Genomic DNA, 22,759 nt, shown 5'->3' on the forward strand with positions numbered 1-22,759 from the left:
GCTCCAAGTTGACAATTGATAGCATGGATTGATAGGAAGATAGTATTCCAAATCATAAAAAATATTTAAAGTGCGGCTTATATATTTAGAAAAATATCTATAATCTTATTAATTCGAGAGTCTCTATATATAATCTTTATATCGTCTGGATATGATAGAGCATAATTCCTTAATTTTATTACTGCTTCAAGAGCAACTTCTTTTTTCATGCATAAGAATGATGCTAAAAAGGCATAAATACTGAGTAATAAAAGAAAATAAGGGCTACCTATATTTTTATAAAATATTGATAAGTGTTCATAATCAAATAGAAGAACTAAAAATCCTACAATAAGTAGTACAAAAACCATATAATAAAAATAAGCTAAATATCTATTAACTAATTTTAAAATGGGGTATATTTTTCCATATTTTAAGGTTAAGTGGTGTCTGTCATAATCAATATATTTGTTCGCTTTTCTAAATGTAGTACATTCAATTTCATCATCTCTATCAGAGATATCTATTATCTTATTCCGAGCTTCTTTGCTAATATTTAGTCTGTAAACCTTATGAAATATTTCTTTTTCATAAGTGTCGACTAGTTGCTTTCTAAGTTTGTTATCAATTTTATCTGTTTCGAAAGCTTCTTTAACCTTATCAAGACTAAAGTATCTATTTTCTTGGTAAGACTTGTAGACTCTTGCTAGCTCAAAGAGGAACTTTAAAGTTCCCATTATGACTATAAATAGCCAAAAATTATCTAACAACCCTAAGTCTATACTAGGCATAGTAAATCTCTATATATTTGGAATATATTTGGTCCAACATAAGTGGGATAGCATGGGAGTATCATACATCATCGCATAGTTTAAATATTAAACATTCACTTATAAACCTCAACACCCTACCCAAAATCTTCCCTCAAAATACTTGCCATATTCCGCTCAGCAAGTCCCGTGATAAACACATATGGATTTACCCCAGCGCTACCGGGGATTAACGCGCCATCTTGCACGTAGATATTTTCGTGTCCTTTGACGCGTCCCACTCCATCAGTCGCTTTGCCAAGTACGCAGCCGCCAAGCGGGTGATAGCAGAAGTTATCGCCGAAGCCTTTGGTAAACAGTAAGCTTGATGTCGAGCCGCCATTTACTTTGGCAAGTTTTCCGATCAGCTCTTTGGCAGCATTTACTGAGTACTCATTTTGCTCGCGTTTCCAATTCAGTTTGACGGTTTTGGTGGTCTTATCATAGTAATAGTTGCCGCGTTCTGGATTGTCAGTGATGGCCAGATAGAGCGTCGTCCACGTCTCAAGTCCTAACGGTAATGGCGCGAGTTCGGCAAAGATTTTGTACTTTGAGCCGTCTCTATCGCCGTCCCACATGTTGATGCCTTTGACCGGAATGGTAGATTGAGTGGTGCCTGCAGCGTGGACGAAATTGCGACCGGTCATGATATTACCGTTTGGCCCCCAGTATTTGCCGATATGCTCGTTTAAGTTGTTTAATTTGCCTTCCGCTTGGCTTTTAAGCAGTAACTCTGAAGTGCCCGTACTGCCCGCATTTAGAAACAATTTATCGCAAGTGTAATGCTCTATTTTATCGATACCGCCTGTGGTATTTAACACATGAACTTCTAATCTAAGTTGGTCATTATCGAGCGCTTGGATACTATTGACTTTGCGTAAGGTTTTGACAGTGACATTACCCGTGGCTTCAGCGTCTTTTAGGTAGGTTAAATCCAGTGAAAACTTGCCTGCGTTATTGCCGTAAATGACTTCGCCGCCGAGTGCCGATTTATAAACCTCACCGCGCGCCTCACGTTGCATGTAATCAAAGTCATAACTGTTACCAAAGAACTCGGTTTTTAGTCCCGCTTTTTCGGCTTGGCGTTCAGCTGAACGAGTAAATTCGTAATGCTCGGACTCATTAAAAAACGATTCAGGGATTTTACTAACTTTCAGGTCTTTCATGGCACGGGGAAAATAAGTGTCGTACATCTCATCAGCATCAATCCAAGGGAACGTTTCTTCAAAGTGTGAGCGTCTGGGCTGAATGGCAATCGCGCCATTGACGATAGAGCCGCCACCATAAGCACGCCCTGCGAAGACTTTCATATCCTCATATTCGATTAAGTCTAAAACCCCAGGGTACTTTTTGATAGGTATCGGAATGGGAATAGGAGCGTTTGGCATATTGCTAAACCAGCTTGAGCGTTTATCAGCGCTAATCATTTTGCAAAAAGTATTATGTTCGGGCGTTCTATCCCAGCGCATACCCATCTCAAGTATCAATACTTTATGACCTTTTTCGCTTAATCGTAGCGCTGATACCGCGCCGCCATAGCCACTACCAACGATGATATTGGGAAAGTGTCCCGCTTGAGTAATTTTGCTTGGTAGTTTTGGCTGCTTAGCAAGCGTTTGGCAGCCACTCACCGCAGCGGAGGTGCTGATAGCGCCTAAGCTTAAACCCATGGCTTTGATCAGTTGGCGTCGTTGCATGGTGTATCCTAATTTGATATTTAAGCTAAAAAAAGCCTGTATGAAATAATATTAGCTTTCGACCGCAAAGGTGCGCTAAGCCAAGCGAGCATCATATTAGCAAACATAGGTTGCGTTATTATTTCAGTCACACGATTGCTGTAATACTTATAGACAAATCGGGCTTTCATTCATCGATTATTCTTGCCAGTTTTTAGTCAATTATTTTTATAGTAAGGCGTAAACTTGACCAAATAGGGAATTTCGCTTACTATCTTGTTTCAATGTACTAGAACGTAAATACATTAAAATATTTTTATCATTAACAATGCTAAATAATTTGGCAAAAATATTAATGCTAATACTCATTTTAAAATAATAAGGCTTAACTATGACAACGCAAAATACCGCCACTGGCTACGGTTTACATCAATCAATTTTGCCCAATGACGATGGTTTATACGGAGAGTTCGGTGGCAAAATCGGTCATCCTGAGCTGGCCAAAGCCATGGCAGAGATCGAAGTGGGCTTTCGTGAAATCATTAAAAATGATGATTTTATCGTTGAGATGAAGCGCTTGCGTGAGACCTATGTTGGTCGTCCAAGTCCTATTTATCATGCGCAGCGTTTGACGGAGCATTGCGGCGGCGCGCAGATTTATTTTAAGCGTGAAGATTTAAATCATACAGGCGCGCATAAGATTAATCACTGTTTGGGTGAAGTATTATTAGCCAAGAAATTAGGCAAAACCAAAGTAATCGCCGAAACGGGCGCGGGGCAACATGGTGTAGCATTGGCAACGGCAGCGGCATTGATGGGATTAGAATGTGAGATCCACATGGGTGTGGTCGATATTAAAAAAGAACATCCAAACGTCAGCCGTATGAAGATTTTGGGTGCCAATATCGTACCAGTCTCACGCGGCGCAGGGACGCTAAAAGAAGCAGTCGATAGCGCTTTTGAGACTTATCTTAATGAGCTTGATAGCAGTATGTTTGCGATTGGCTCGGCATTAGGTCCTGCGCCATACCCTGAAATGGTCAGCTATTTTCAGTCAGTGGTCGGACATGAAGCACGGGCGCAGTTCTTAGCGACGACGGGTAAGCTGCCTAATAAAGTGGTCGCTTGTGTTGGCGGCGGCTCTAATGCTATTGGCATGTTTAGTGGCTTTTTTGATGATAAAGATGTAGAAAAAATTGGCGTGGAACCAGCAGGCGAAGGCTTGGATACCCCTAACCATGCGGCGACGATGTCACTGGGCGTGAAAGGCGAGATTCACGGTTTTAAATGCTATGTACTGCTCGATGAAAAAGGTGAGCCAGCTCCTGTACATTCGATTGCCTCCGGTCTTGATTATCCAGGGGTTGGACCACAGCATTCGCACCTGCGAGATTTAGAGCTCGCGACCTATGAGTCAGCGACTGATGCAGAATGTTTAGAAGCGTTTATGGCATTATCACGCCTTGAGGGTATTATTCCTGCCTTAGAGTCGGCACATGCCATCGCTTATGCCATGAAAATAGCCAAAGATATGTCAGCGGCTGAGACGATTTTGGTCAATTTGTCAGGGCGTGGCGATAAAGACATCGATTTTATTTTGGATAAGGTGGATTTATAAAATAAATCTGTGATAAGTACAGAAAATACAATACCTATTGAGCGCTTAACCAGTTATCATCGAGGTTTTTTTACTGTCTAATGCTCGATAGGATCATCTCATGTCTAACCGCGACCTCGTTATTTTTATCACCTTATCCTTTATGTGGTCGCTGTCTTTCATTTTTTATCGTATTGGCGTGCCTGAATTTGGCTCATTAGCTTTTGCCAGCCTACGTGTGGTCTTGGCTGGACTGACGATGCTGGTGTTTTTAATACTAAAAAAGAAAAACAGAGTAGGCATTCGTGAAAATTGGAAAGTATTAACGTTGGTTGGGCTGTTCTCCGCAGCAGTGCCCTTTATCCTGTTTGCATTTTCAGCGCGCTCGGTAAACGCTGGCGTATTGGCAGTGCTTAATGCATCTGTGCCAATGATAAGCGGCTTTATTGCCAGTGTATTTTTTAAAGACAGACTGTCAAAAAAGCAAATTCTCGGTTTGGTCATTGGTGTGATCGGTGTGATGATTCTAATGAGCGAGAACTTATTTGGCGGGCAGGGCGCTGGGTCAGGTTCTGGGTTATTGCCGATGGGCTACGCATTACTGGCCTGTGTTGGCTACGCGCTTGGGGCAAATATCACTCGAAATTACTTGGAAAATGTCTCACCAGTAGCGATTACCGCAGGCTCGCTTATCATTGCCAGTGTGATTATGTTGCCTGTGGCGGTTTATGAGTTTCCTTATGGTAAGAGCATCAGTCTCACCGCTTGGATTTCTGTCATTTGTATCGGCGTATTTTCGACTGCCATCGCGCTGATTTTTATGAATCAGTTGATTAAAAGTATCGGTCCGGTACGAGCAACCAGTATTACTTTGGTGATTCCGATTTTTGCCATTATTTTAGGCTATTTGCTGCTTGGAGAGGCATTGGATACGCCCGCGATTATCGGCTCTATGGTGATATTATTTGGTACTTATTTGTCTTTGAATTTGTCTTTTAAAAAGATGCTCAAATCATAAAACATTGACTATTTTTAAATTTCATATAAAAAAACCTGTGTAAAATCAGGTTTTTTTTGGCGAAATAGCCCTTCTAAGCACTCCCTATTGTCGCCATCGGCACGCCAAATCGAAGAAAATCGCATTGCGATATACATCTAATAAAAATTTGGCGTCTTTTACCGCGTAGCCATTGGGATAACGTTGCCCATAATTTTCCCAAAATACCGCCCGTTTGATCAGCTCTTCAAAAGTAGTGGTAATGGGCAGCAGCGCTCCAAAAGATATCTTGATTGTCTGTTGCCATCCGCTGGATAAAGGCTTAATGAAATAATCAGCCAATCTGATTAAAGTCATTCGCTTAATATGCTAGTAAGAGGCTTTGAATAATGAGTATTATCAATACCGATATCATGCCATATTGATATTTTTGTTTGTAATTTTTCCTTGGAATTACCGTATCTACGCCCTATAAAGAACACGGCTTATGAATAGCGTGCTTAATGCGTTTTGGACGTAATATTAAGTGTGAATTATTCATCATCAACAAATTCTATAACCGTATTTTTATAACAGCAAATAAGGCTTTTTATGGCACATGATAATTTATTCGAACCCGTCAAAATGGGCACCCAAACCCTAAAAAATCGCATCATTATGGCACCTTTGACGCGCTTGCGCTCTGTCGAGCCCGGTGATGTCCCTACAGCGCTTGCTGGCGAGTACTACTCACAGCGTAGCGGTGCTGGGCTTGTCATTGCTGAAGCGACACAGGTTTCTTTTCAGGCAAAAGGCTATGCAGGCGCGCCTGGTATCCATACCGAAGATCAGACGACAGCGTGGAAAACCATTGTCGACAATGTCCATGCAAAAGGCGGCAAGATAGTAGTACAGCTCTGGCACACTGGTCTTGTAGCACACGAAAGTGTTCAGCCTGACGGTAAGGCGCCGATCTCTGCCTCCGATGTTCATGTGGGAGTACGTACTTCACTGCGCGATAGCAACAACCAAGCTATTCGAGTTGAAGCGACCACACCGCGTCCTGCGACACTGGAAGAGATAGAGCAAGTTATTGCTGATTTCGGTCTTGCGACCAAAAACGCTAAAGAGGCGGGCTTTGATGGAGTGGAAATTCATGGTGCACATGGCTATTTATTACATCAATTTTGGGCTGAGCATACCAATCAGCGCATTGATGAATATGGCGGTAGCCGTGAGAACCGTGCGCGCTTAATGCTGGCTGTGATTGATGCTTGTATCGATGCATGGGATGCGGACCATGTCGGTATTCGTATTTCACCGCTTGGTACGTTTAATAATGTGGAAGCTGGATATAACGAAGATGAAAACATTTGGCTGATTGAACAAATCAATCAACGCGCTATTATGTATTTGCATTTATCTGAGCCTGATTGGGCAGGTGGAACGCCTTATAGTGATGCGTTCCGTCAGCGTGTTCGCGATGCCTTTGATCAGACAATCATTGCTGCAGGTGGGTATACAGCGGAAAAGGCTGAAAGAAACATCAAGTCAGGCTACATCGATGCCGTGGCGTTTGGCCGTGATTATATCGCCAATCCTGATTTGGCTGAGCGTATTCGCGAAGGCGCGCCGCTAAATGAGCAACATCCGCAAAGCTTTTATGGTGGCGGCACAGAAGGCTATACCGATTATCCGTTTTTAAACCAAGCATAATGGTTTGACGGTCAATAAAAAAGCCACCTTGCTATGATTAGCAAGGTGGCTTTTTATGATTTGGTCAATATGATTTAAACTATCTCACCGCAGACAAAGCCACTTGCCCATGCCCATTGGAAGTTATAACCACCGAGCCAGCCTGTGACATCCAGCACTTCACCAATAAAATACAGACCATCTTGATAATTACTTTGCATGGTTTTTGAGGAGACTTCATCAGTCTTGACGCCGCCGCGCGTGACCTCAGCAGTGCGATAGCCTTCGGTGCCAGAAGGTTTTAGCTGCCAACCATTAAGTTTTTCACCAAGTTCAATTAAACGCTCATCTTTAATATTGGCAAGCTCTTTGTCTTTAATGTCATCCCAAAGAGTCGTTTGTAGAGCCACAAGCAATTTTTTGGGTAAGGCATTGTCTGTATAATCCGCCAATACCGTACGGATAAGCTGTCTTGGGTGTGATTTTTTATGTGCAAGCAATAGCTTGTTCATATCAATATCGGGGAGCAGATTGATACTGATGGTTTCGCCTGTATGCCAGTAGTTGGACAGCTGCAACATGGCAGGACCAGAGAGTCCGCGATGGGTAAATAGTAGTGGCAGTTTAAATGAGATGCGATCATTGCTGGCAATCACAGGGAGACTAATACCAGCAAGCGTGCGAATCAGCTCGCCAGTTTTATCAGTAAAGGTAAAGGGCACTAGGCTTGCATCAGTCGTGATAAGGCTATGACCAAATTGCTGCGCTAACTCATAGCCTAAACCGCTCGCCCCCATGGTCGGAATGGACAAGCCGCCCGTCGCCACGACCAGTGACTCACAGCGAAAGGCTGTTTGCACAGGCTTAGCGCTCTCTGGAGTCTCTTTTTTCTCTTGCTTTTCTTTTTTGCTCAGCGCTTTACTGGTTAGTAATTGAAAGTGCGACTTTTGATCGTTTTCGAGCGCTTGCACGCTGTCGACTTGAGTGTTGAGCCTGACTTGTACACCGACAGCGGCACATTCATCGAGCAGCATCGTCAAGATGTCTTGCGCCGAATCATCACAGAATAGCTGACCATGCTCGCGCTCATGGTAGGGTATTTTATGCTGCTCAACCATACCGATAAACTCCCAACTCGGATATCGACTGAGCGCTGATTTACAAAAATGCGGGTTACTACCGATAAAATGCTCAGGCTCCACAAAGTAATTGGTAAAGTTACAGCGCCCGCCACCAGACATAAGGATTTTTTTGCCGGCTTTATTAGCGTGGTCTAGTACCAATACACGGCGACCACGGCGACCGGCGGTTAATGCGCAATATAACCCTGACGCACCAGCACCAATGATGATGACATCATAATGCGAGTATTGTGAGGCAGTACGGTGCTTGTCCATGGTCGGTAGTTCCTGATTTTAAAAGTGCAAATAAGTCTTATAGAGCCTATTGTCATATAAAGAATGGCGATATCAATTATAGTGCTTGATATCAGGTTGCTATTGTCCATGTTTTATAACAGGTTACAAGGATTAAATAGCATTGTCGCAACTGCATTTTCAAAAAAGAGCGGTAAAAAATATCTGCCATAGAATCTGCACTGTTAAACATACTGATGTGCTATGCAATTGTTGCGATTAGTGGTTGATGCCTTGCAACCATTCAGCATATTTGTCAAACTGTCTTTGAGTGTCACCATTATGGAAGATGACCCTTATTGCCTGTGCCAATCCTCGCTATCAGCGATGTTTGCTACAGGTCATAATAATTAAAAAAGGATGAAGCTCATGACTCAAAAATCATTTCCCATTGCGCCTGAATTCCTCGCCGCAGCCAATATCACCGCCGAGCAGTATGCTGAACAATATAAGCAATCAATTGCATCAGCTGAGGCGACAGATGCCTTTTGGGCGGAGCGTGCCGAGCTGATTGATTGGATAAAAAAGCCCACCAAAATCAGCGACGTCAGCTACGACTTAGAAGACTTTCGCATTAAATGGTTTGAGGATGGCGAGCTGAATATTTCAGTCAACTGTCTGGATCGCCACGTCAGAAATAATCCCTATAAGCCTGCCATTATTTGGGAAGGCGATCATCCTTCCTTGCATAAAATCATATCATTTAAAGAACTGCATGAAGCCGTTTGTCGCTTAGGGAATGCCATGCGCAAGCTTGGGGTCAAAAAGGGCGACCGCGTTACCTTATATATGCCGATGATACCAGAAGCGGTGGTTGCTATGCTGGCGTGTACGCGTATTGGTGCGGTACATTCAGTGGTATTTGGCGGTTTTTCCGCTGAGAGCTTGGGTAATCGTATCATTGATAGTCAGTCTAAGCTGGTCATTACCGCTGATGAAGGTATTCGTGGTAACAAGCGTACGCCACTCAAGGCTAATGTCGATCGCGCGCTAGATATGGATGGCACTGACAGTGTCAGTAATGTCATCGTCGTCCATCGTACAGGCAATTCAGTACCGATGAGTGGTCGCCGTGATATCTGGTATCACAGCTTGGTCGATGGTGAGTCGCAGCACTGCGAACCTGAAGTGATGAATGCAGAAGACCCGCTGTTTTTATTATATACCTCAGGTTCAACAGGCAAGCCTAAAGGCGTGTTGCACACCACAGGTGGCTATATCACTTATGCGCTGTCCACGTTTCGTGATGTTTTTGATATCAAAGAGGATGACGTGTTCTGGTGTACCGCAGACGTCGGTTGGGTGACGGGTCATACCTACGCCACTTATGCACCGCTTGCTAATGGCACCACGACAGTGATGTTTGAGGGCGTGCCAGAGTATCCGACATGGGCACGCATTGGGCATATCATCGATAAACACCAAATTACCGTTTTGTATACTGCACCGACCGCTATCAGAGCTATGATGAAAGAGGGCGATACCTTTGTACGTGAATCGGATCGCTCAAGTTTGCGCTTACTTGGGACGGTTGGTGAGCCAATTAATCCTGAAGCATGGGACTGGTACTATCATGTCGTCGGTGGCAGCAAGTGTCCGGTTGTTGATACTTGGTGGCAGACAGAAACTGGCGGTATTATGCTCGCGCCAATACCGGGGACGGTCGCAATGAAGCCGGGCGCGGCGATGAATCCTCTATATGGTATCGTCCCTGAAGTCATTGATACCGATGGCGTTGCGCTTGAAGGTGCTGCAGAAGGCAATTTGGCGATTAATAGTAGCTGGCCCGGTCAGATGCGTACCATTTATCAAGACCACGCGCGCTTTTTAGCGACGTATTTTACCGAGTATCCCGGCTATTATTTTACGGGTGATGGGGTACAGCGTGATGAAGATGGTCACTATTGGATTACCGGTCGTGTCGACGATGTGCTTAATGTGTCAGGACATAGACTGGGCACCGCAGAGATTGAAAGCTCGATAGTCGCACACCCAGCGACGGCAGAGGCAGCGGTAGTAGGAATGCCGCACGACATACGTGGCATGGGAATTTGCGCTTTTGTTATCTTAAAGTCGAGTGAAACGGCAACTGAATCACTAAAATTGGAGTTAAACCGCCATGTGCGCTCTGAGATTGGTCCGATTGCCAATTTAGATGCCATCTATATGGTCAATGTTTTACCCAAAACCCGCTCTGGTAAAATCATGCGCCGTATTTTGCGTAGTCTAGCGGCAGGACAGTATGTTGGATTGGGTGATTTATCTACCCTAGCTGACAGCTCAGTCATTAACGAGCTGGTCGAAGTGGTTAAAACTGAACGGGCAAAATCACATTGATTGTTCAATATCAATAAAATTTGAATAGGGTCAATGCTTAAAAATGATTGGAAGCTGAGGTAAAAAGCCATGCTATAAAAGTAGCATGGCTTTTTACCGAAATATCATGGATATAGTCGGTCCTAAATAAAAGAAATACAAACATTATAAAGTACTACTGGGGTTAATTTTTCTTGCTTGCTGTGCCTGCGCAGACAGAGGCTGCAAATAATTAACCCTAGTAGTTCTGTACCCTTTTTTAAAATGGATTAACTATATTAGCAGGCTTTAGAGGTTCAATATTTTTTAGAATAACCCCCTTACTTTCACCTGACTACTTACTATTTTGCTAAATATTTTATAAGGTTTATTGTCATTATGACTGACTCTACTTTGCATACGACTGAACAATCCATACCAAAAATTGCGATTATTGGCGGGGGTTTGACTGGCTTATTTACGGCTACGTTATTGGAGCGCATTTTTATTGAAGCAAACGGTAAATCAGTATCACCTAAAATTACTATTTTTGAGAAATCCCGTAGCGTTGGTCGTTTAGCAACGCGATATCGCACGGACAGCGCAACGCATAAAAACTGGCAATGGGCATTTGGGGCGCAGTTTTTTACTGCCAAAAGTGCTGACTTTCAGCAGTTTATCAAACCATGGCTACAAAGTGATTTATTGCAGCCATGGTATGCCAATGTGGTGGACTTAATACCTTCTAACGATGCCGCTCAGACTGCTGATATCAAAATAAAAGAGCAATGGAGCAGTACCCAAGCACGTTATATCAGCGCGCCCAAGATGACCAGCTGGGGTCGTGCCTTGGCTGATGAACTAAAGCATACAACTATAAACTTTAAAACTCGTGTGGCGCCATTACGCAAAGAAGATTTTGTAGAACAAAATGAGGCTAATAACAAAACTAAGCTGTTTGATGAGAATGGCAACAGCCTTGGCAGCTATGATTGGGTAATTTGTACAACGCCCAATGGTCAAGCTGTAGAGCTGATGGCGGATAGCAATTTTGAAGAGCTTGCAAAAATTAGCGAAGCACAGATGCAGGCCTGTTATACCTTGATGCTTGGGTGGGATAAAGAGCAGCTTTTACCTACTGCATTAAACACGTCACCCCCTTTATGGGATGTGGCTTATGTGCAGGATTCGGTGCTCGATCGTATCTTTATTGAACATCAAAAACCTGACCATGGCAGTCTATTACCCAGTATTACTATTCATGCTCGCAACGATTGGTCGGAGCAGCATGTCGATGACGATATAGAAGCTGTAAAAGCAATCTTGCTACAAGCAGCAAAGCAAGCGTTGAGTTGGGATGAAAATAGTACGCCAAGCCAAATCGATTGTCATCGCTGGCGTTATGCCGCAACCCTTAAACAGCTTGATAATACAGAGTTTGGTATTTTAGTTGATGAGCCGCGTCAATGGATTGTCAGTGGCGACTGGTGTGGACAAGGTAACATCGAAAGCTGCTATCAGATGGCAAAACAAACCGTAGCAAAAATCTGCGCTGACTAAATCAGTTAAAAACGATGATTGAAAGTGTGTTTTTTAAAATGGTAAACAAGCTCATAACCAACACTAAAAATTAAAACATTTATCGTTATAAGAGGAGGTAGAACGCTATGTCTGGATTTGATATCGATATGGAACTGATGCAATTTCATTTTTTTCAATTAGGAATTGCCTTTATTCTTTCCTTACCGATTGCACTCAACCGCGAGATGAAAGACAACGGCGCAGGGCTTAGAACCTTTCCTTTAGTGACCATTGCTTCCTGTGCTTTTATGCTCGTTGGTATGGATATTTATGATGCGACTGGTGAGGCGAGAATCATGTATGCCATCATCACCGGCATGGGTTTTATCGGTGGCGGCGCGATATTTAAAAATGAACAAGGATCAAAAGGCACAGCAACGGCAGCAAGCCTTTGGAATACCGGCGCTATTGGTATTTCAGTCGCTTATGGGCGTTATGAAATTGCGATTATCTTGTCTGTGGTTGGTTTTTTGATCTTGCAATTCTCTGAGCCGTTTAAATCAAAAGAAAAGCTGTAGAAACCAATGAAAATATTGCGAGATGATGTATAAAGGAAAGGACACCCAGCCAATAAAATGACTAAATAGCAGACAAAAAAAGAGCCCACGGAGGAGATACCGTGGACTGAGGAAAACTTATCATGCGATCAAATGAAAAATCATAAGCCACAAATAAATTGATACAAATTTATTATTATTACTAGGTGTTGTTCTTATTATTTATATTTGGTTGAAAAGAGACAGTTCAAGAAACTCTTACATCTGCTTACAATTTTTAGTGTACAAGTGTATCGATATCATCGGCTCATGATAACCGACATTCCGCTATTTTCCTAAGCTTGCTTACATGTTATTACGTTTTAGATGGTGTATGTATGGATGTATTTAGGCATTCAACAGTATTGAGGTGTTTTTGCAAAAAATAGCGATAAGAAAGAGTAATAAAAATCAGCTATCACTCATTAAAGTGGCTAAATAAGCCACATCTAGGATAAAAATTGCTCGATTAGAAAAATATACGCTTGGCATCAACGATACCTACATAGAGGGCATGACGACTTGGCTGAAAAATGCTAAGCTATCCGTCATTATTAGGTCAATATTAAACTGGGTTTGCCATGACTGAGAGCACGCATTTGCATCCGCAGAAGCCGTCAAGTACGCAGAGTAACAAGAGTATTTTTAATTTGCCCAATAACCTGACGATTGCGCGTATCTTAATGATTCCACTATTCGTCGCCATTGCTTATTGGCCGCCTGCTATGGGGATCGGCATGCCAGCAATCTCTGACAACGTGATTGCAAAGGTTGGTATGAGTGACTTTAGCGACAGTCTATTGCGTCACTTGTTATTAACCGGCGTTTTTATTCTAGCAGCCATTACCGATTGGCTCGATGGCTATTTTGCTCGTAAGCTCAATGTGGTATCAGCCTTTGGTCGATTTTTAGACCCCGTCGCTGATAAGCTGATGGTGGCAGCCGCGCTCATTATCTTAGTGCAATGGCATCCCAATATCATCATGGCGATAGCAGCAATTGTAATTATCTCGCGTGAAATCGCCGTATCGGCATTGCGTGAATGGATGGCAGAACTGGGTAAAAGTACCAGTGTAGCGGTGTCTTATGTAGGTAAGCTCAAAACCACCTTTCAGATGATAGCGATTACGGTGCTTTTGTTAAATTGGGAATCGCTTGAAACCATCGGCTATGTATTGATGGTAGCGGCAGTGATTCTAACGTTATGGTCGATGATGATTTATCTTAAAGCTGCGTGGCCGTATTTAAAGCAAAGTGGGTAAAGGTAGCTAAATAGATAGCGGTTAAATCGTATACTTTTATTCTAAAACTATAAAGCCCAGTCAATAAAAAACGCCAGTCGCATCAACCACTGGCGTTTTTTATGATAAATTATAAAGAAACGGAAAAGGTCTCGCCCATATCTTCAGCAGTTTTGCCGTCTTGTACGGCTGCCGCTGCCATCTTAAACATATTCACCACTGTACTACCGCTAAGCCAGCATTCTGCACCATGAGGAACTACTTTAATCAATTGTACGTTTTCATCTTCCTTACCATGCTCAAAAAAGGCATTGTAAACTGGCGACCAAAGCTCATCCAATTTAGCTTTGTCTGTCGGTAATTCAGCGTTAGCACTAATAGAAACAAAGTTCTTTTCATCTTGAGTGGCATAAGTCAGCCCGATTCTTGCATCATCCTGAATATCTTTGACGACGTCTGATGTCTTATCGCCAATAAACCAGATCTCTTTATTATCAAGGTTGACTTCACTTGTGGTCATTGGCCACGCATGAATATCGCCTTTTTTATTGCTGGTACTCATCATGGCAAATTTCACGTCTTTGATGACGGCTTGGATTTTATCGAGATGCTCTTGGTTACTCATGGTGGATATCCTTTTTCATTATTGTAAATAAATTTTGAATTTATAGTTGTTAGGGAAATAATCATTAACAGGTTAATATAGACAAAGCGTTTATTTTATAAAAATTGGTTTTATAAAAACTAGCTCGTCAAGAACTGCTATCTAGAATAGCGATTTCTGCGGGGCTATTTATATAGGCTGCCCGTAAGACGATGTGAGGGTTTGTAAGGATTATAAGCTTTAGGTAAAAATTGTGACGCTGTGCCGTCAGCCTTGCTGTTTTGATAGCAAATCGTCAGTATTTGCTCAATGCTTTAGCATAATATTACCGAAGCAATTGGCAATTTATCTTGGTTTTGTCCTGCTTATTACAGGGCTTCTTGTTATAATACGCGAACCATTTACTTAGCATGGCAGAGATGCCTGTTATTGCCTATATCCTATGGAATATGCCTTTATGATGACCATCGCCGGACAACCGTTTCTTACCGATTTTCAGACGCAGCAACTCATCAGTCAGTTTCAGCAAAAAACCGAGCTAAATGTCAGCCAAATTCATACCCAGCAAGTGTATGTGTTATCACGAGAACTCAAAGGTGATGAGCATAAAAAAGCGCTAGACTTACTTGCTGTCGACAGTGGCACTGTCCTTACAGCCCCTAAAAACAATCAACTACAAGTTATCGTTGGTCCACGTTTTGGTACGATATCGCCATGGGCAAGTAAAGCGACCGATATTTTTAATAACTGTGAAATTGCCATTAATCGTGTTGAGCGTGTCATTGTCTATACGCTAACCGTCGATGGAAAAGCAGACGGCGAAGTGAATGCAACGCTACCTAAAGCCGCTGAGCAACTATTATTTGACCGCATGACGCAAAGCTTGGTTTATGATTTAAATGACGTAAATAAACTGTTTGATGATGAAAGTCCGGCATCACTCAATCATATCGACGTGATTGGACAAGGTCAGTCGGCGCTAGAATCAGCTAATAAAGAATTTGGCTTTGCGTTATCGAGTGAAGATATTGACTATCTGATGAATGCTTATGTCAATGAGCTAAAGCGTAATCCAACGGACGTTGAGCTGATGATGTTTGCACAGGCAAACTCAGAGCATTGCCGTCATAAAATATTTAACGCTGAATGGACGGTAGATGGCGCAGTTCAGCCAAAGTCACTGTTCCAAATGATTAAGAATACTTATAAAGCCAATCCTCAAGGCATCTTGTCTGCTTATAAAGACAACGCAGCAGTGATGGCAGGCTCTAAAGGGATGCGTTTTTACCCGATTCCTGTTTCTAATACTGATGATGCCGCTGACGCCAACTCAATCCATCCTTACGATTTCCATCAAGAAGAAATCGATATCTTGATGAAGGTCGAAACTCATAATCATCCAACTGCTATCGCGCCTTATGCGGGTGCAGCGACGGGTGCAGGCGGTGAGATTCGTGACGAAGGCGCAACCGGTCGTGGCGGTAAGCCAAAAGCAGGTTTAACTGGTTTCCATGTGTCACATCTTCACATTCCAGAGCTTGCGGAAAAATGGGAGCAGTCAGGTCAATTAAGTACACAGGATTATGGTACGCCAGATCGTATGGCAACCAGTCTTGAGATTATGACTGAAGCACCATTAGGCAGTGCCAACTTCTCAAACGAGTTTGGTCGTCCAAACTTATGCGGTTATTTCCGTAGTTTCCAATTGGACACTTCAGCGGCAAAAGACGGCAGCCAAATGCGCGGCTATCATAAGCCAATCATGCTTGCCGGTGGTTACGGCAATATCAAACGCAATTTGATTGAAAAAAACAGTATTCAACAAGGTGATTTATTAATAGTCCTTGGTGGTCCGGCAATGCAGATTGGTTTGGGCGGTGGCGCGGCATCTTCGGTCGATAGTGGCTCACTAGATGAAGGCTTAGACTTTGCTTCTGTACAGCGTGATAACGCTGAGATGGAGCGTCGCTGTCAAGAAGTGATGGATCGTTGCTGGGCGCTGGCGGGTAATGACGTTGATGCGAGCAACAATGGCAAAGACGGTAATCCAATTGTCTCGCTACATGATGTCGGTGCAGGTGGTCTGTCTAATGCGATGCCAGAATTGGTCAATGACCATGAGATGGGCGCGGTACTAAATCTACGTAAAATCCCGTCGCTAGAAGCTGGCATGTCGCCAATGGCTATCTGGTCAAACGAAGCGCAAGAGCGTTATGTGCTAGCGATTCGCCCAGAGAGCAAAGATCAATTCGATGCCATCTGTGCTCGTGAGCGCTGCCCGTATGCCATTTTAGGTGAAGCCACTGAAGTACGTCAGCTTGTTGTGAATGATGAATTGCTCCCAGAGCAACCAGTCGATATGCCGATGCAAGTATTGCTTGGTGGTACACCACAGATGAAGCGTAGTTTTGAGCGTCAAGAAATTACCTTACCAGCTTTAGAGTTAGGCGAAGTCAATTTAGCGGAATCAATCAAAGACGTGCTACGTCATCCGACCGTTGCTAGCAAATCATTCCTCATTAGCATTGGTGACCGCTCTATCACGGGTATGGTTGTGCGTGATCAGTTCGTTGGTCGCTATCAAGTTCCGGTTGCTGATTGCGCCGTTACGGCTTCAGGCTTGGTTGCCTTAGATGGTCACTCAATGAGCGGTGAGGCGATGAGCGTTGGCGAACGTACGCCAGTAGCTTTGATTAATCCAAAAGCATCAGCACGCCTTGCCGTTGGTGAAGCGATTACTAATATCGCTGGCGCACGTATTACTCAGTTATCTGACATTACTATGTCAGCGAACTGGATGGCAGCGTGCGGCGACGATGCAGAAGATGCAGCATTATTTGATGCCGTACATACCGTCGGTGAAGAGCTATGTCCAGCATTGGGTATCGCAATTCCAGTCGGTAAAGATTCGCTATCGATGCGTGCCAACTGGACGGACGAAGACGAGAACGGCAGCACAGACAAATCAGTCGTTTCGCCAATGAGCTTAGTTATTACTGCTTTCGCACCTGTTATTGACGTTGCAAAAACCATAACGCCTGAGCTTATTAATGGCGATAGCGCGTTTTATCGTATTGATTTATCTAAAGGCAAGCTACGTTTAGGCGGCTCAATCCTTGCGCAAACCTTAAGCCAATTAGGTAATGACTGCCCAGATTTAGCGCAGCCAAGCGACTTGGTCGATTTCTTTAACTTTATCCAAGCGGGTAACGCGCAAGGCGTCATCAGCGCTTATCACGATATCGGTGATGGCGGTTTACTGGCGACTATCGCTGAAATGCAATTTACCAGTCGTCAAGGTATCAAGCTGTCTTTGACTGATGACAACTTATTGGGTCAACTATTCAGTGAAGAGTTGGGCGCAGTTATTCAAGTATTGCCAGAAAACGTCGCCGCTTTAATGCAGATGGCAGAAGAGTTTAATGTCAGTGATATGCTGAGCCTCGTTGGTCAAAGCTCAGAAGAAGACAGTCTGCTTATCCAAACGCCAACGCTCATGGGTGATGACACCCTACGCTTTAGCCGTACTGAATTGCAGCAAGCGTGGACTCAGGTCAGCTATCAAATCGCGCGTCGCCGTGACAACCCAGCATGCGTACAGCAAGAGTATGACTTGATTAGCGACGCTAACCATAAAGGTCTTATCGCTGCACCAAACTTTGACCTCAATCAAAAGGTTGAAGAACCATACTTAAACAGCCGTGAAACTAAACCAAGAGTCGCTATCCTGCGTGAGCAAGGCGTCAACGGTCAGACAGAAATGGCAGCAGGCTTTACCCAAGCCGGGTTTGAAGCAGTCGACGTCCACATGAGCGACCTGCTAGAAGGTCGCATTAATCTACGTGACTTCGATGGTCTGGTCGCTTGTGGTGGCTTTAGTTATGGTGATGTACTGGGCGCTGGCTCTGGCTGGGCGAACTCTATCTTGTTCCATGACGAGTTGCGCATGCAGTTTGTGCGCTTCTTTGCCCGTCCTGATACCTTCTCACTTGGTGTCTGTAACGGTTGTCAGATGATGGCACAGTTAAAAGACCTCATCCCAGGCGCGGAAAACTTCCCACGCTTCATCGCTAATAAATCGGCTCGCTTTGAAGCGCGTACGGTCAACGTCAAAGTCGAGCGTACCAAATCTATCCTGTTCAAAGGCATGCAAGATAGTATTTTACCAATCGCTGTCGCGCACGGTGAAGGCTATGCCACGCTGGACAACACCGAGATCGACGGTATGGCAAAACACGGTCAGCTCGCCATGCGCTTCGTCGATAGCCAAGGTCATCCAACCGAGACCTATCCTCTCAATCCAAACGGTTCGCTCGGCGGTGTCACGGGTCTATGTAGCACCGACGGTCGCGTCACCATCATGATGCCGCACCCTGAGCGTACGCTACGTGCCTACAATCATAGCTGGAAGCCAGAAGAGTGGGACGAGGACGGCGCGTGGATGCGTATGTTCCGTAACGCTCGCGCTTGGTTGCGTTAAGATATAGGTTAAGCTGTTTTAAATCATTGTTTTAAACATAAAAAAAGGTGGGCTTCGGCTCACCTTTTTTGTATTTGGGGTTTGGGTTTTTAAGAAGTAGGGGAGCTAATCCCGCCTTACGCTTGTATCTGCCAGTCTGGGCGAGGCGGTGACACAAGTTGAGATGTTGCTGTTGCCTCGACACCACCTCAATCTCTAGCCACCGCAACTCGCCCAAACCAGCAGGATACCGCTACAGTCGGGGCTAAACCGCGCCTACCATTTAACTCAAATGCACTATTAGAAATTCATAAGTTTTCTAGTTCTCCACCTATTTCCATTTACCAACGATTCAAAGTCACCGTTCTCAAGAGCTAAGTTATCTACATGGTCAGTTACAATTATTTGAGGTGAAAATCCAAACTCTTCATTCAGAGAAATACAATAGCTATTTAGTTGATTGAAGATATTTGTAACAGATTTCATATCTTCGTCAAGCTTTTTATCTTCTAGTCCTTCAACCCTTTTAATATCTTCTGTTGAGAAGTTCTCCTTCGTGTCACGGCTAAAATTTGGGAAATAAACTTGAGTTGGTTGGTCTAAGAATAATATAGAAGGGATTAAGCAGTCTTCGCCTAAAGAGACAAAATATTTATGTAATGAAAGAAATAATGTTAAATGAGTATATAACCAATTAGCACCACTACCCATTGACCTCAAGTATATTTTTTTATTCTTATCAGTATCATCATGGTACAAGTCAAAACTATTCAAAGAGAATTTCAAATTTATTGGATCATAAGTTTTTTCGAAGTCAAACTCATTGCCGATATCATACATATATTCATTTATGGTTTTCTCCGCTTCTTCTATAAAGTTATTAATATTATATTTTTTAAGCTCGCCTGTTATAGCTTGCAAGTCTTTCCTAAGCTCTATAAGTTGCGAATCAATTTTGGTATCACTAGAAGGGTTAATTAAGTCAATAATACTAAATAGCTTGTATTTCTGATTATATATTGCTTCGGAAAAATCTTTTCTTTCTCTAATCACTTCATTAATACTTTCAAGTTCCTTCTTTTCTGCTTGTAAGCTTTTAACCTGTTTAGTAAGTTTTTCAGCGTGTCTTTCAGTATCTGCTAATAGTGTCTGAAGAGGAGCGCGCATTTTTTCTGTTAGTCTAAGTGTTTGGTTAAGTTTTTCAATCGCTGTTTTAAGCTGTATAGCCGATTTAGGTAACTCGCTATGCTTAGTCTCACATAAAGGACAGGTGGCATCAAAAACTTTAACCGCTTCTTGATCAACAAGTTTTTCTGAGGTTAGTAATTTATCCTCTTGATTTAATGAGTTTTTAATTGAAGTTATTTTATTCTTTGTATGGTTTAGTTCAACAATTTTTTCGGCATGAGATTCTGAAATAGCTACATAACGCTGATGGAATATATCTGATGAAGAGTCAAAGTTATCAGGATGCAATATGACATGAAGTCTATTTTTACTTTCTACAGGGTTAGATATAATACTTTTCAATTTAATAGGTTCTTTAGGAAACCTCATCAGTGCATACATGTTTTTCAGTTCGGGCTCTAGCTCTAGCTCTTGCTTTTCCTTGTAATAATTAAGCACTTCTTTCTCTTTTTTTAGTTTCTTTATTTCTATCTCAATAGCTTCTTTATTTTTCATCTGTAGAAAATAGTCTTGGTTTACAAATCCTAAAAAAAACTTAGTATGTTTAATAACTTGTTCACGCTTTTCTTTTTGATCAAACCGATAGAATAAAGCGTGCTTATTTGCTATTAAATTTTGATGTTGAAGTAAGAACGACATATAACTACGTATTGTTGGGCGACTCTCTTTTTGGCCTTTATAAAATGTATCTATTGTAGATTCGTCAATGCTATCTATATCTAAAAGCTCATTTCTCATATACTCCTTGAATTTACTGATAGCAAACCTATCTTCGAAAAATTCTATATTGATTATAATTTTTCTATGTTTCTCTATAGTTCTAGTATAAACCCTATTACTTTTAGGTTTTCTACCGAAAACATATATTTGATTCGAGATTGCCATACAAACATAGTAAATTTGAGCGTTGTCAGTAATTACACCTTCAGGAATAGTGTCTTCCGAGCTTCCTAAGCAATAGTCGAATATTTCGATTAACGCACTTTTACCTGTTGAAGATGCTCCTGTGACAATATTTAGTCCAGCTTTAAAATAAACTGGATGTTTTTTATCACTATCATCTATTATACCTATTTCATAAATCATTGATCTCATGGGTTCACCCTCAATCCTTTATAAATTTCAGTAATGGATAAACCACTAAATAATTTTCCTAAATTTGTAGCCTGCTTATGTATTTGTTTTTTATCGTAGTTTTCGTTAGCGATAATTCTTAAAGAAGATTCGTCAACAGTCATCCAATCATTAACTATGCAATAACTTAAGCTTTGTGCAGATAAACGTTTTAAAGCGTCAAATCGCTCTTGTAAATCATAAAATTCTTTGGGATTATCGAACTTGGTAAAAAAGGTTGAACGACTTTTGCCAGATAATCTCACCGTATCTAACTTTTTAGACAGTTCAGGATGACTACATATCGGTATAATAAGTGGAAGTAGTAATATGTTTTGCTCTACTTCTTCCAATGAGTTGTAGAATGATACAATGTGACTTCCATACTTGAAGGGGTTGTAGTAGTAGGTGTGAACGGCGTCAATCATATCCACTTAGTCTATCTCCCATTTTAACTCATCATTTTCATCATCCATAGAGTTATGAATTAAGCCGTTTTTATATGGTTTTGGAGTCATTTCACACTCTTGAACTTGTTCTGCTGGCTCGTCAATGAACTCATTATATAGAATTTTTGCACAATCTATCCTTGGGTGATTTGGATATAAAAGCGAAGCATTTTGATATTTCCTTTTAAATTTCCTTATCAAATCACTCTTATATGTTTTAGTTATTTCTCTATATTTAGGTGATCGTACTGACTCATCCAATAAGGTATTCGTAAATTCAGCGTAGTTTCCTACAGCTTCAGGAATTTCGTCATAATGCTCTATATCTTTTATCTTTTGAACGAAAAGTGATTCATTATGCTTTAATAAGTCAACGTCTGTTGCTAGTGCTCCAGTAAAGGGAGGAAAAGAAAACTTTCCTCTACTATATTTACTCGTTAAGTCTTCAAGCCTATCTTTAAAATCATGCTGATTTATGAACCAGCTATCTTTATCCATTTTTTCGTAAACCCAACCAACAATCCCTTCGAAGTATTGATCTATATTATCATCAGGAATCCCCACTAGTTTGTTAATTAGTTTCATCTTCAAACTATCTATATCATCTGCGCTGTCATTAATTAGCATCTTACCTAATATATCTTTGATTCTTGCACTATTAGAATCACTAAAGATAATTTGCTGAAATTTCAAAACACCTTTAGCGTCTTTCTTTATTTTTTCGGCACCAGTTCTTTTATCATAAATACTTCTTATGATAGCTAGTTTTTCATCAGGAGTTTTGGAGTTCCAACCATTGAGTTGGCTTGTTTTTGATGTAGGCTGAGTTGTATGAAGAATTAAAAAAGCATACTGTGTATGATCAAAATCATCTTTAAGCCAATTATTCAGTGTATTCCAAAAATTAGCGTGACCGTCAGTAAGAAAGTCCGTTTGATCGTAATGTTTACTTTCTATTTGTTCATTATTTTCTAATTCATTGCCACGTATACTTATATCACCATCACTTTCAAACCAAATTGACTGACCTTCATTCAACTCAAAACACTTTTTAATACCAAGTAAAATCTGATAGTGAAACCCTCGTAAAGTAGGTAGTACACTGTTTTTAGTTGAATTCATTATGATACCGCGTTTAAATTTAAA

At 41.9% G+C, this 22,759-nt stretch carries 17 protein-coding genes; 9 read left to right on the forward strand and 8 right to left on the reverse strand.

Annotation, left to right across the window (positions count from 1 at the left end):
• Nucleotides 1-77: 77 nt before the first annotated feature.
• Nucleotides 78-770, reverse strand: a complete 693-nt coding sequence (locus H0262_RS01480) for a hypothetical protein (RefSeq protein ID WP_181209429.1) — start codon at nt 768-770, stop codon at nt 78-80.
• Between the two features lie 116 nt (nt 771-886).
• The gene (locus tag H0262_RS01485; protein ID WP_181209430.1) at nt 887-2,485 is read right to left on the reverse strand and encodes a GMC oxidoreductase; all 1,599 of its coding nucleotides are present in this window, start codon (nt 2,483-2,485) and stop codon (nt 887-889) included.
• A 370-nt stretch (nt 2,486-2,855) separates the two neighbouring features.
• Here H0262_RS01485 and trpB point away from each other — a divergent pair, with 370 nt between their 5' ends.
• The gene (gene trpB / locus H0262_RS01490) at nt 2,856-4,082 is read left to right on the forward strand and encodes a tryptophan synthase subunit beta (protein ID WP_181209431.1); all 1,227 of its coding nucleotides are present in this window, start codon (nt 2,856-2,858) and stop codon (nt 4,080-4,082) included.
• Nucleotides 4,083-4,182: 100 nt separating this feature from the next.
• The gene (locus tag H0262_RS01495) at nt 4,183-5,079 is read left to right on the forward strand and encodes a DMT family transporter (RefSeq protein ID WP_181209432.1); all 897 of its coding nucleotides are present in this window, start codon (nt 4,183-4,185) and stop codon (nt 5,077-5,079) included.
• Between the two features lie 84 nt (nt 5,080-5,163).
• On the opposite strand, the gene H0262_RS01500 is transcribed toward H0262_RS01495, so the two are convergent.
• On the reverse strand, nt 5,164-5,415 hold the full coding sequence (locus H0262_RS01500; RefSeq protein WP_181209433.1) for a hypothetical protein: 252 nt from the start codon (nt 5,413-5,415) through the stop codon (nt 5,164-5,166).
• Between the two features lie 234 nt (nt 5,416-5,649).
• Between H0262_RS01500 and H0262_RS01505 the strand changes: the two genes are divergently transcribed.
• The gene (locus tag H0262_RS01505; protein WP_181209434.1) at nt 5,650-6,753 is read left to right on the forward strand and encodes an alkene reductase; all 1,104 of its coding nucleotides are present in this window, start codon (nt 5,650-5,652) and stop codon (nt 6,751-6,753) included.
• Nucleotides 6,754-6,827: 74 nt separating this feature from the next.
• Here the strand turns inward: H0262_RS01505 and H0262_RS01510 are convergent, their stop codons facing one another.
• Complete coding sequence (locus H0262_RS01510; protein WP_181209435.1) at nt 6,828-8,129, reverse strand: NAD(P)/FAD-dependent oxidoreductase; 1,302 nt, start codon at nt 8,127-8,129, stop codon at nt 6,828-6,830.
• Nucleotides 8,130-8,351: 222 nt separating this feature from the next.
• Here H0262_RS01510 and H0262_RS01515 point away from each other — a divergent pair, with 222 nt between their 5' ends.
• The 5 genes from H0262_RS01515 to pgsA all read left to right on the forward strand — a co-directional run bounded on the left by H0262_RS01515 (nt 8,352) and on the right by pgsA (nt 13,821).
• On the forward strand, nt 8,352-8,501 hold the full coding sequence (locus H0262_RS01515; protein ID WP_181209436.1) for a hypothetical protein: 150 nt from the start codon (nt 8,352-8,354) through the stop codon (nt 8,499-8,501).
• A gap of 15 nt (nt 8,502-8,516) precedes the next feature.
• Nucleotides 8,517-10,484 (forward strand): acetate--CoA ligase, encoded by a 1,968-nt coding sequence (gene acs, locus H0262_RS01520; protein WP_181209437.1) that lies wholly within the window; start codon nt 8,517-8,519, stop codon nt 10,482-10,484.
• Between the two features lie 357 nt (nt 10,485-10,841).
• A complete protein-coding gene (locus H0262_RS01525) occupies nt 10,842-12,002 on the forward strand; it encodes an NAD(P)/FAD-dependent oxidoreductase (RefSeq protein ID WP_181209438.1) in 1,161 nt (386 codons plus the stop codon).
• Between the two features lie 107 nt (nt 12,003-12,109).
• Complete coding sequence (locus H0262_RS01530) at nt 12,110-12,541, forward strand: MgtC/SapB family protein (RefSeq protein ID WP_011512578.1); 432 nt, start codon at nt 12,110-12,112, stop codon at nt 12,539-12,541.
• Between the two features lie 599 nt (nt 12,542-13,140).
• Complete coding sequence (gene pgsA, locus H0262_RS01535; RefSeq protein ID WP_181209439.1) at nt 13,141-13,821, forward strand: CDP-diacylglycerol--glycerol-3-phosphate 3-phosphatidyltransferase; 681 nt, start codon at nt 13,141-13,143, stop codon at nt 13,819-13,821.
• Nucleotides 13,822-13,930: 109 nt separating this feature from the next.
• Here pgsA and H0262_RS01540 read toward each other — a convergent pair whose 3' ends face one another.
• Nucleotides 13,931-14,425, reverse strand: a complete 495-nt coding sequence (locus H0262_RS01540; protein WP_181209440.1) for a pyridoxamine 5'-phosphate oxidase family protein — start codon at nt 14,423-14,425, stop codon at nt 13,931-13,933.
• 436 nt (nt 14,426-14,861) lie between these two features.
• On the opposite strand from H0262_RS01540, the gene purL reads away from it, so the two are divergent.
• The gene (gene purL, locus H0262_RS01545) at nt 14,862-18,884 is read left to right on the forward strand and encodes a phosphoribosylformylglycinamidine synthase (protein WP_181209441.1); all 4,023 of its coding nucleotides are present in this window, start codon (nt 14,862-14,864) and stop codon (nt 18,882-18,884) included.
• A gap of 279 nt (nt 18,885-19,163) precedes the next feature.
• Here the strand turns inward: purL and H0262_RS01550 are convergent, their stop codons facing one another.
• From H0262_RS01550 to H0262_RS01560, 3 genes are read right to left on the reverse strand one after another with little or no spacing between them, the layout of a single operon-like run.
• Nucleotides 19,164-21,146, reverse strand: a complete 1,983-nt coding sequence (locus H0262_RS01550; protein WP_181209442.1) for a DUF3732 domain-containing protein — start codon at nt 21,144-21,146, stop codon at nt 19,164-19,166.
• Nucleotides 21,143-21,592, reverse strand: a complete 450-nt coding sequence (locus H0262_RS01555; protein WP_011512583.1) for a three component ABC system middle component — start codon at nt 21,590-21,592, stop codon at nt 21,143-21,145. Before H0262_RS01555 ends, H0262_RS01550 begins: the two co-directional genes overlap by 4 nt.
• 6 nt (nt 21,593-21,598) lie before the next feature.
• Nucleotides 21,599-22,735: a hypothetical protein gene (locus tag H0262_RS01560; protein ID WP_011512584.1), complete on the reverse strand. Its 1,137-nt coding sequence runs from the start codon at nt 22,733-22,735 to the stop codon at nt 21,599-21,601.
• Nucleotides 22,736-22,759: the final 24 nt, after the last annotated feature.

The sequence above is a fragment of the Psychrobacter sp. D2 genome, assembly GCF_013608135.1.
Taxonomy (GTDB): domain Bacteria; phylum Pseudomonadota; class Gammaproteobacteria; order Pseudomonadales; family Moraxellaceae; genus Psychrobacter; species Psychrobacter cryohalolentis.

Bases quoted from the DNA above. Each gene is read 5' to 3' on its own strand.
- H0262_RS01480 (WP_181209429.1), bottom strand. From the start codon at position 770: ATGCCTAGTATAGACTTAGGGTTGTTAGATAATTTTTGGCTATTTATA.
- H0262_RS01485 (WP_181209430.1), bottom strand. From the start codon at position 2,485: ATGCAACGACGCCAACTGATCAAAGCCATGGGTTTAAGCTTAGGCGCT.
- trpB (WP_181209431.1), top strand. From the start codon at position 2,856: ATGACAACGCAAAATACCGCCACTGGCTACGGTTTACATCAATCAATT.
- H0262_RS01495 (WP_181209432.1), top strand. From the start codon at position 4,183: ATGTCTAACCGCGACCTCGTTATTTTTATCACCTTATCCTTTATGTGG.
- H0262_RS01500 (WP_181209433.1), bottom strand. From the start codon at position 5,415: ATGACTTTAATCAGATTGGCTGATTATTTCATTAAGCCTTTATCCAGC.
- H0262_RS01505 (WP_181209434.1), top strand. From the start codon at position 5,650: ATGGCACATGATAATTTATTCGAACCCGTCAAAATGGGCACCCAAACC.
- H0262_RS01510 (WP_181209435.1), bottom strand. From the start codon at position 8,129: ATGGACAAGCACCGTACTGCCTCACAATACTCGCATTATGATGTCATC.
- H0262_RS01515 (WP_181209436.1), top strand. From the start codon at position 8,352: ATGCAATTGTTGCGATTAGTGGTTGATGCCTTGCAACCATTCAGCATA.
- acs (WP_181209437.1), top strand. From the start codon at position 8,517: ATGACTCAAAAATCATTTCCCATTGCGCCTGAATTCCTCGCCGCAGCC.
- H0262_RS01525 (WP_181209438.1), top strand. From the start codon at position 10,842: ATGACTGACTCTACTTTGCATACGACTGAACAATCCATACCAAAAATT.
- H0262_RS01530 (WP_011512578.1), top strand. From the start codon at position 12,110: ATGTCTGGATTTGATATCGATATGGAACTGATGCAATTTCATTTTTTT.
- pgsA (WP_181209439.1), top strand. From the start codon at position 13,141: ATGACTGAGAGCACGCATTTGCATCCGCAGAAGCCGTCAAGTACGCAG.
- H0262_RS01540 (WP_181209440.1), bottom strand. From the start codon at position 14,425: ATGAGTAACCAAGAGCATCTCGATAAAATCCAAGCCGTCATCAAAGAC.
- purL (WP_181209441.1), top strand. From the start codon at position 14,862: ATGATGACCATCGCCGGACAACCGTTTCTTACCGATTTTCAGACGCAG.
- H0262_RS01550 (WP_181209442.1), bottom strand. From the start codon at position 21,146: ATGAGATCAATGATTTATGAAATAGGTATAATAGATGATAGTGATAAA.
- H0262_RS01555 (WP_011512583.1), bottom strand. From the start codon at position 21,592: ATGATTGACGCCGTTCACACCTACTACTACAACCCCTTCAAGTATGGA.
- H0262_RS01560 (WP_011512584.1), bottom strand. From the start codon at position 22,735: ATGAATTCAACTAAAAACAGTGTACTACCTACTTTACGAGGGTTTCAC.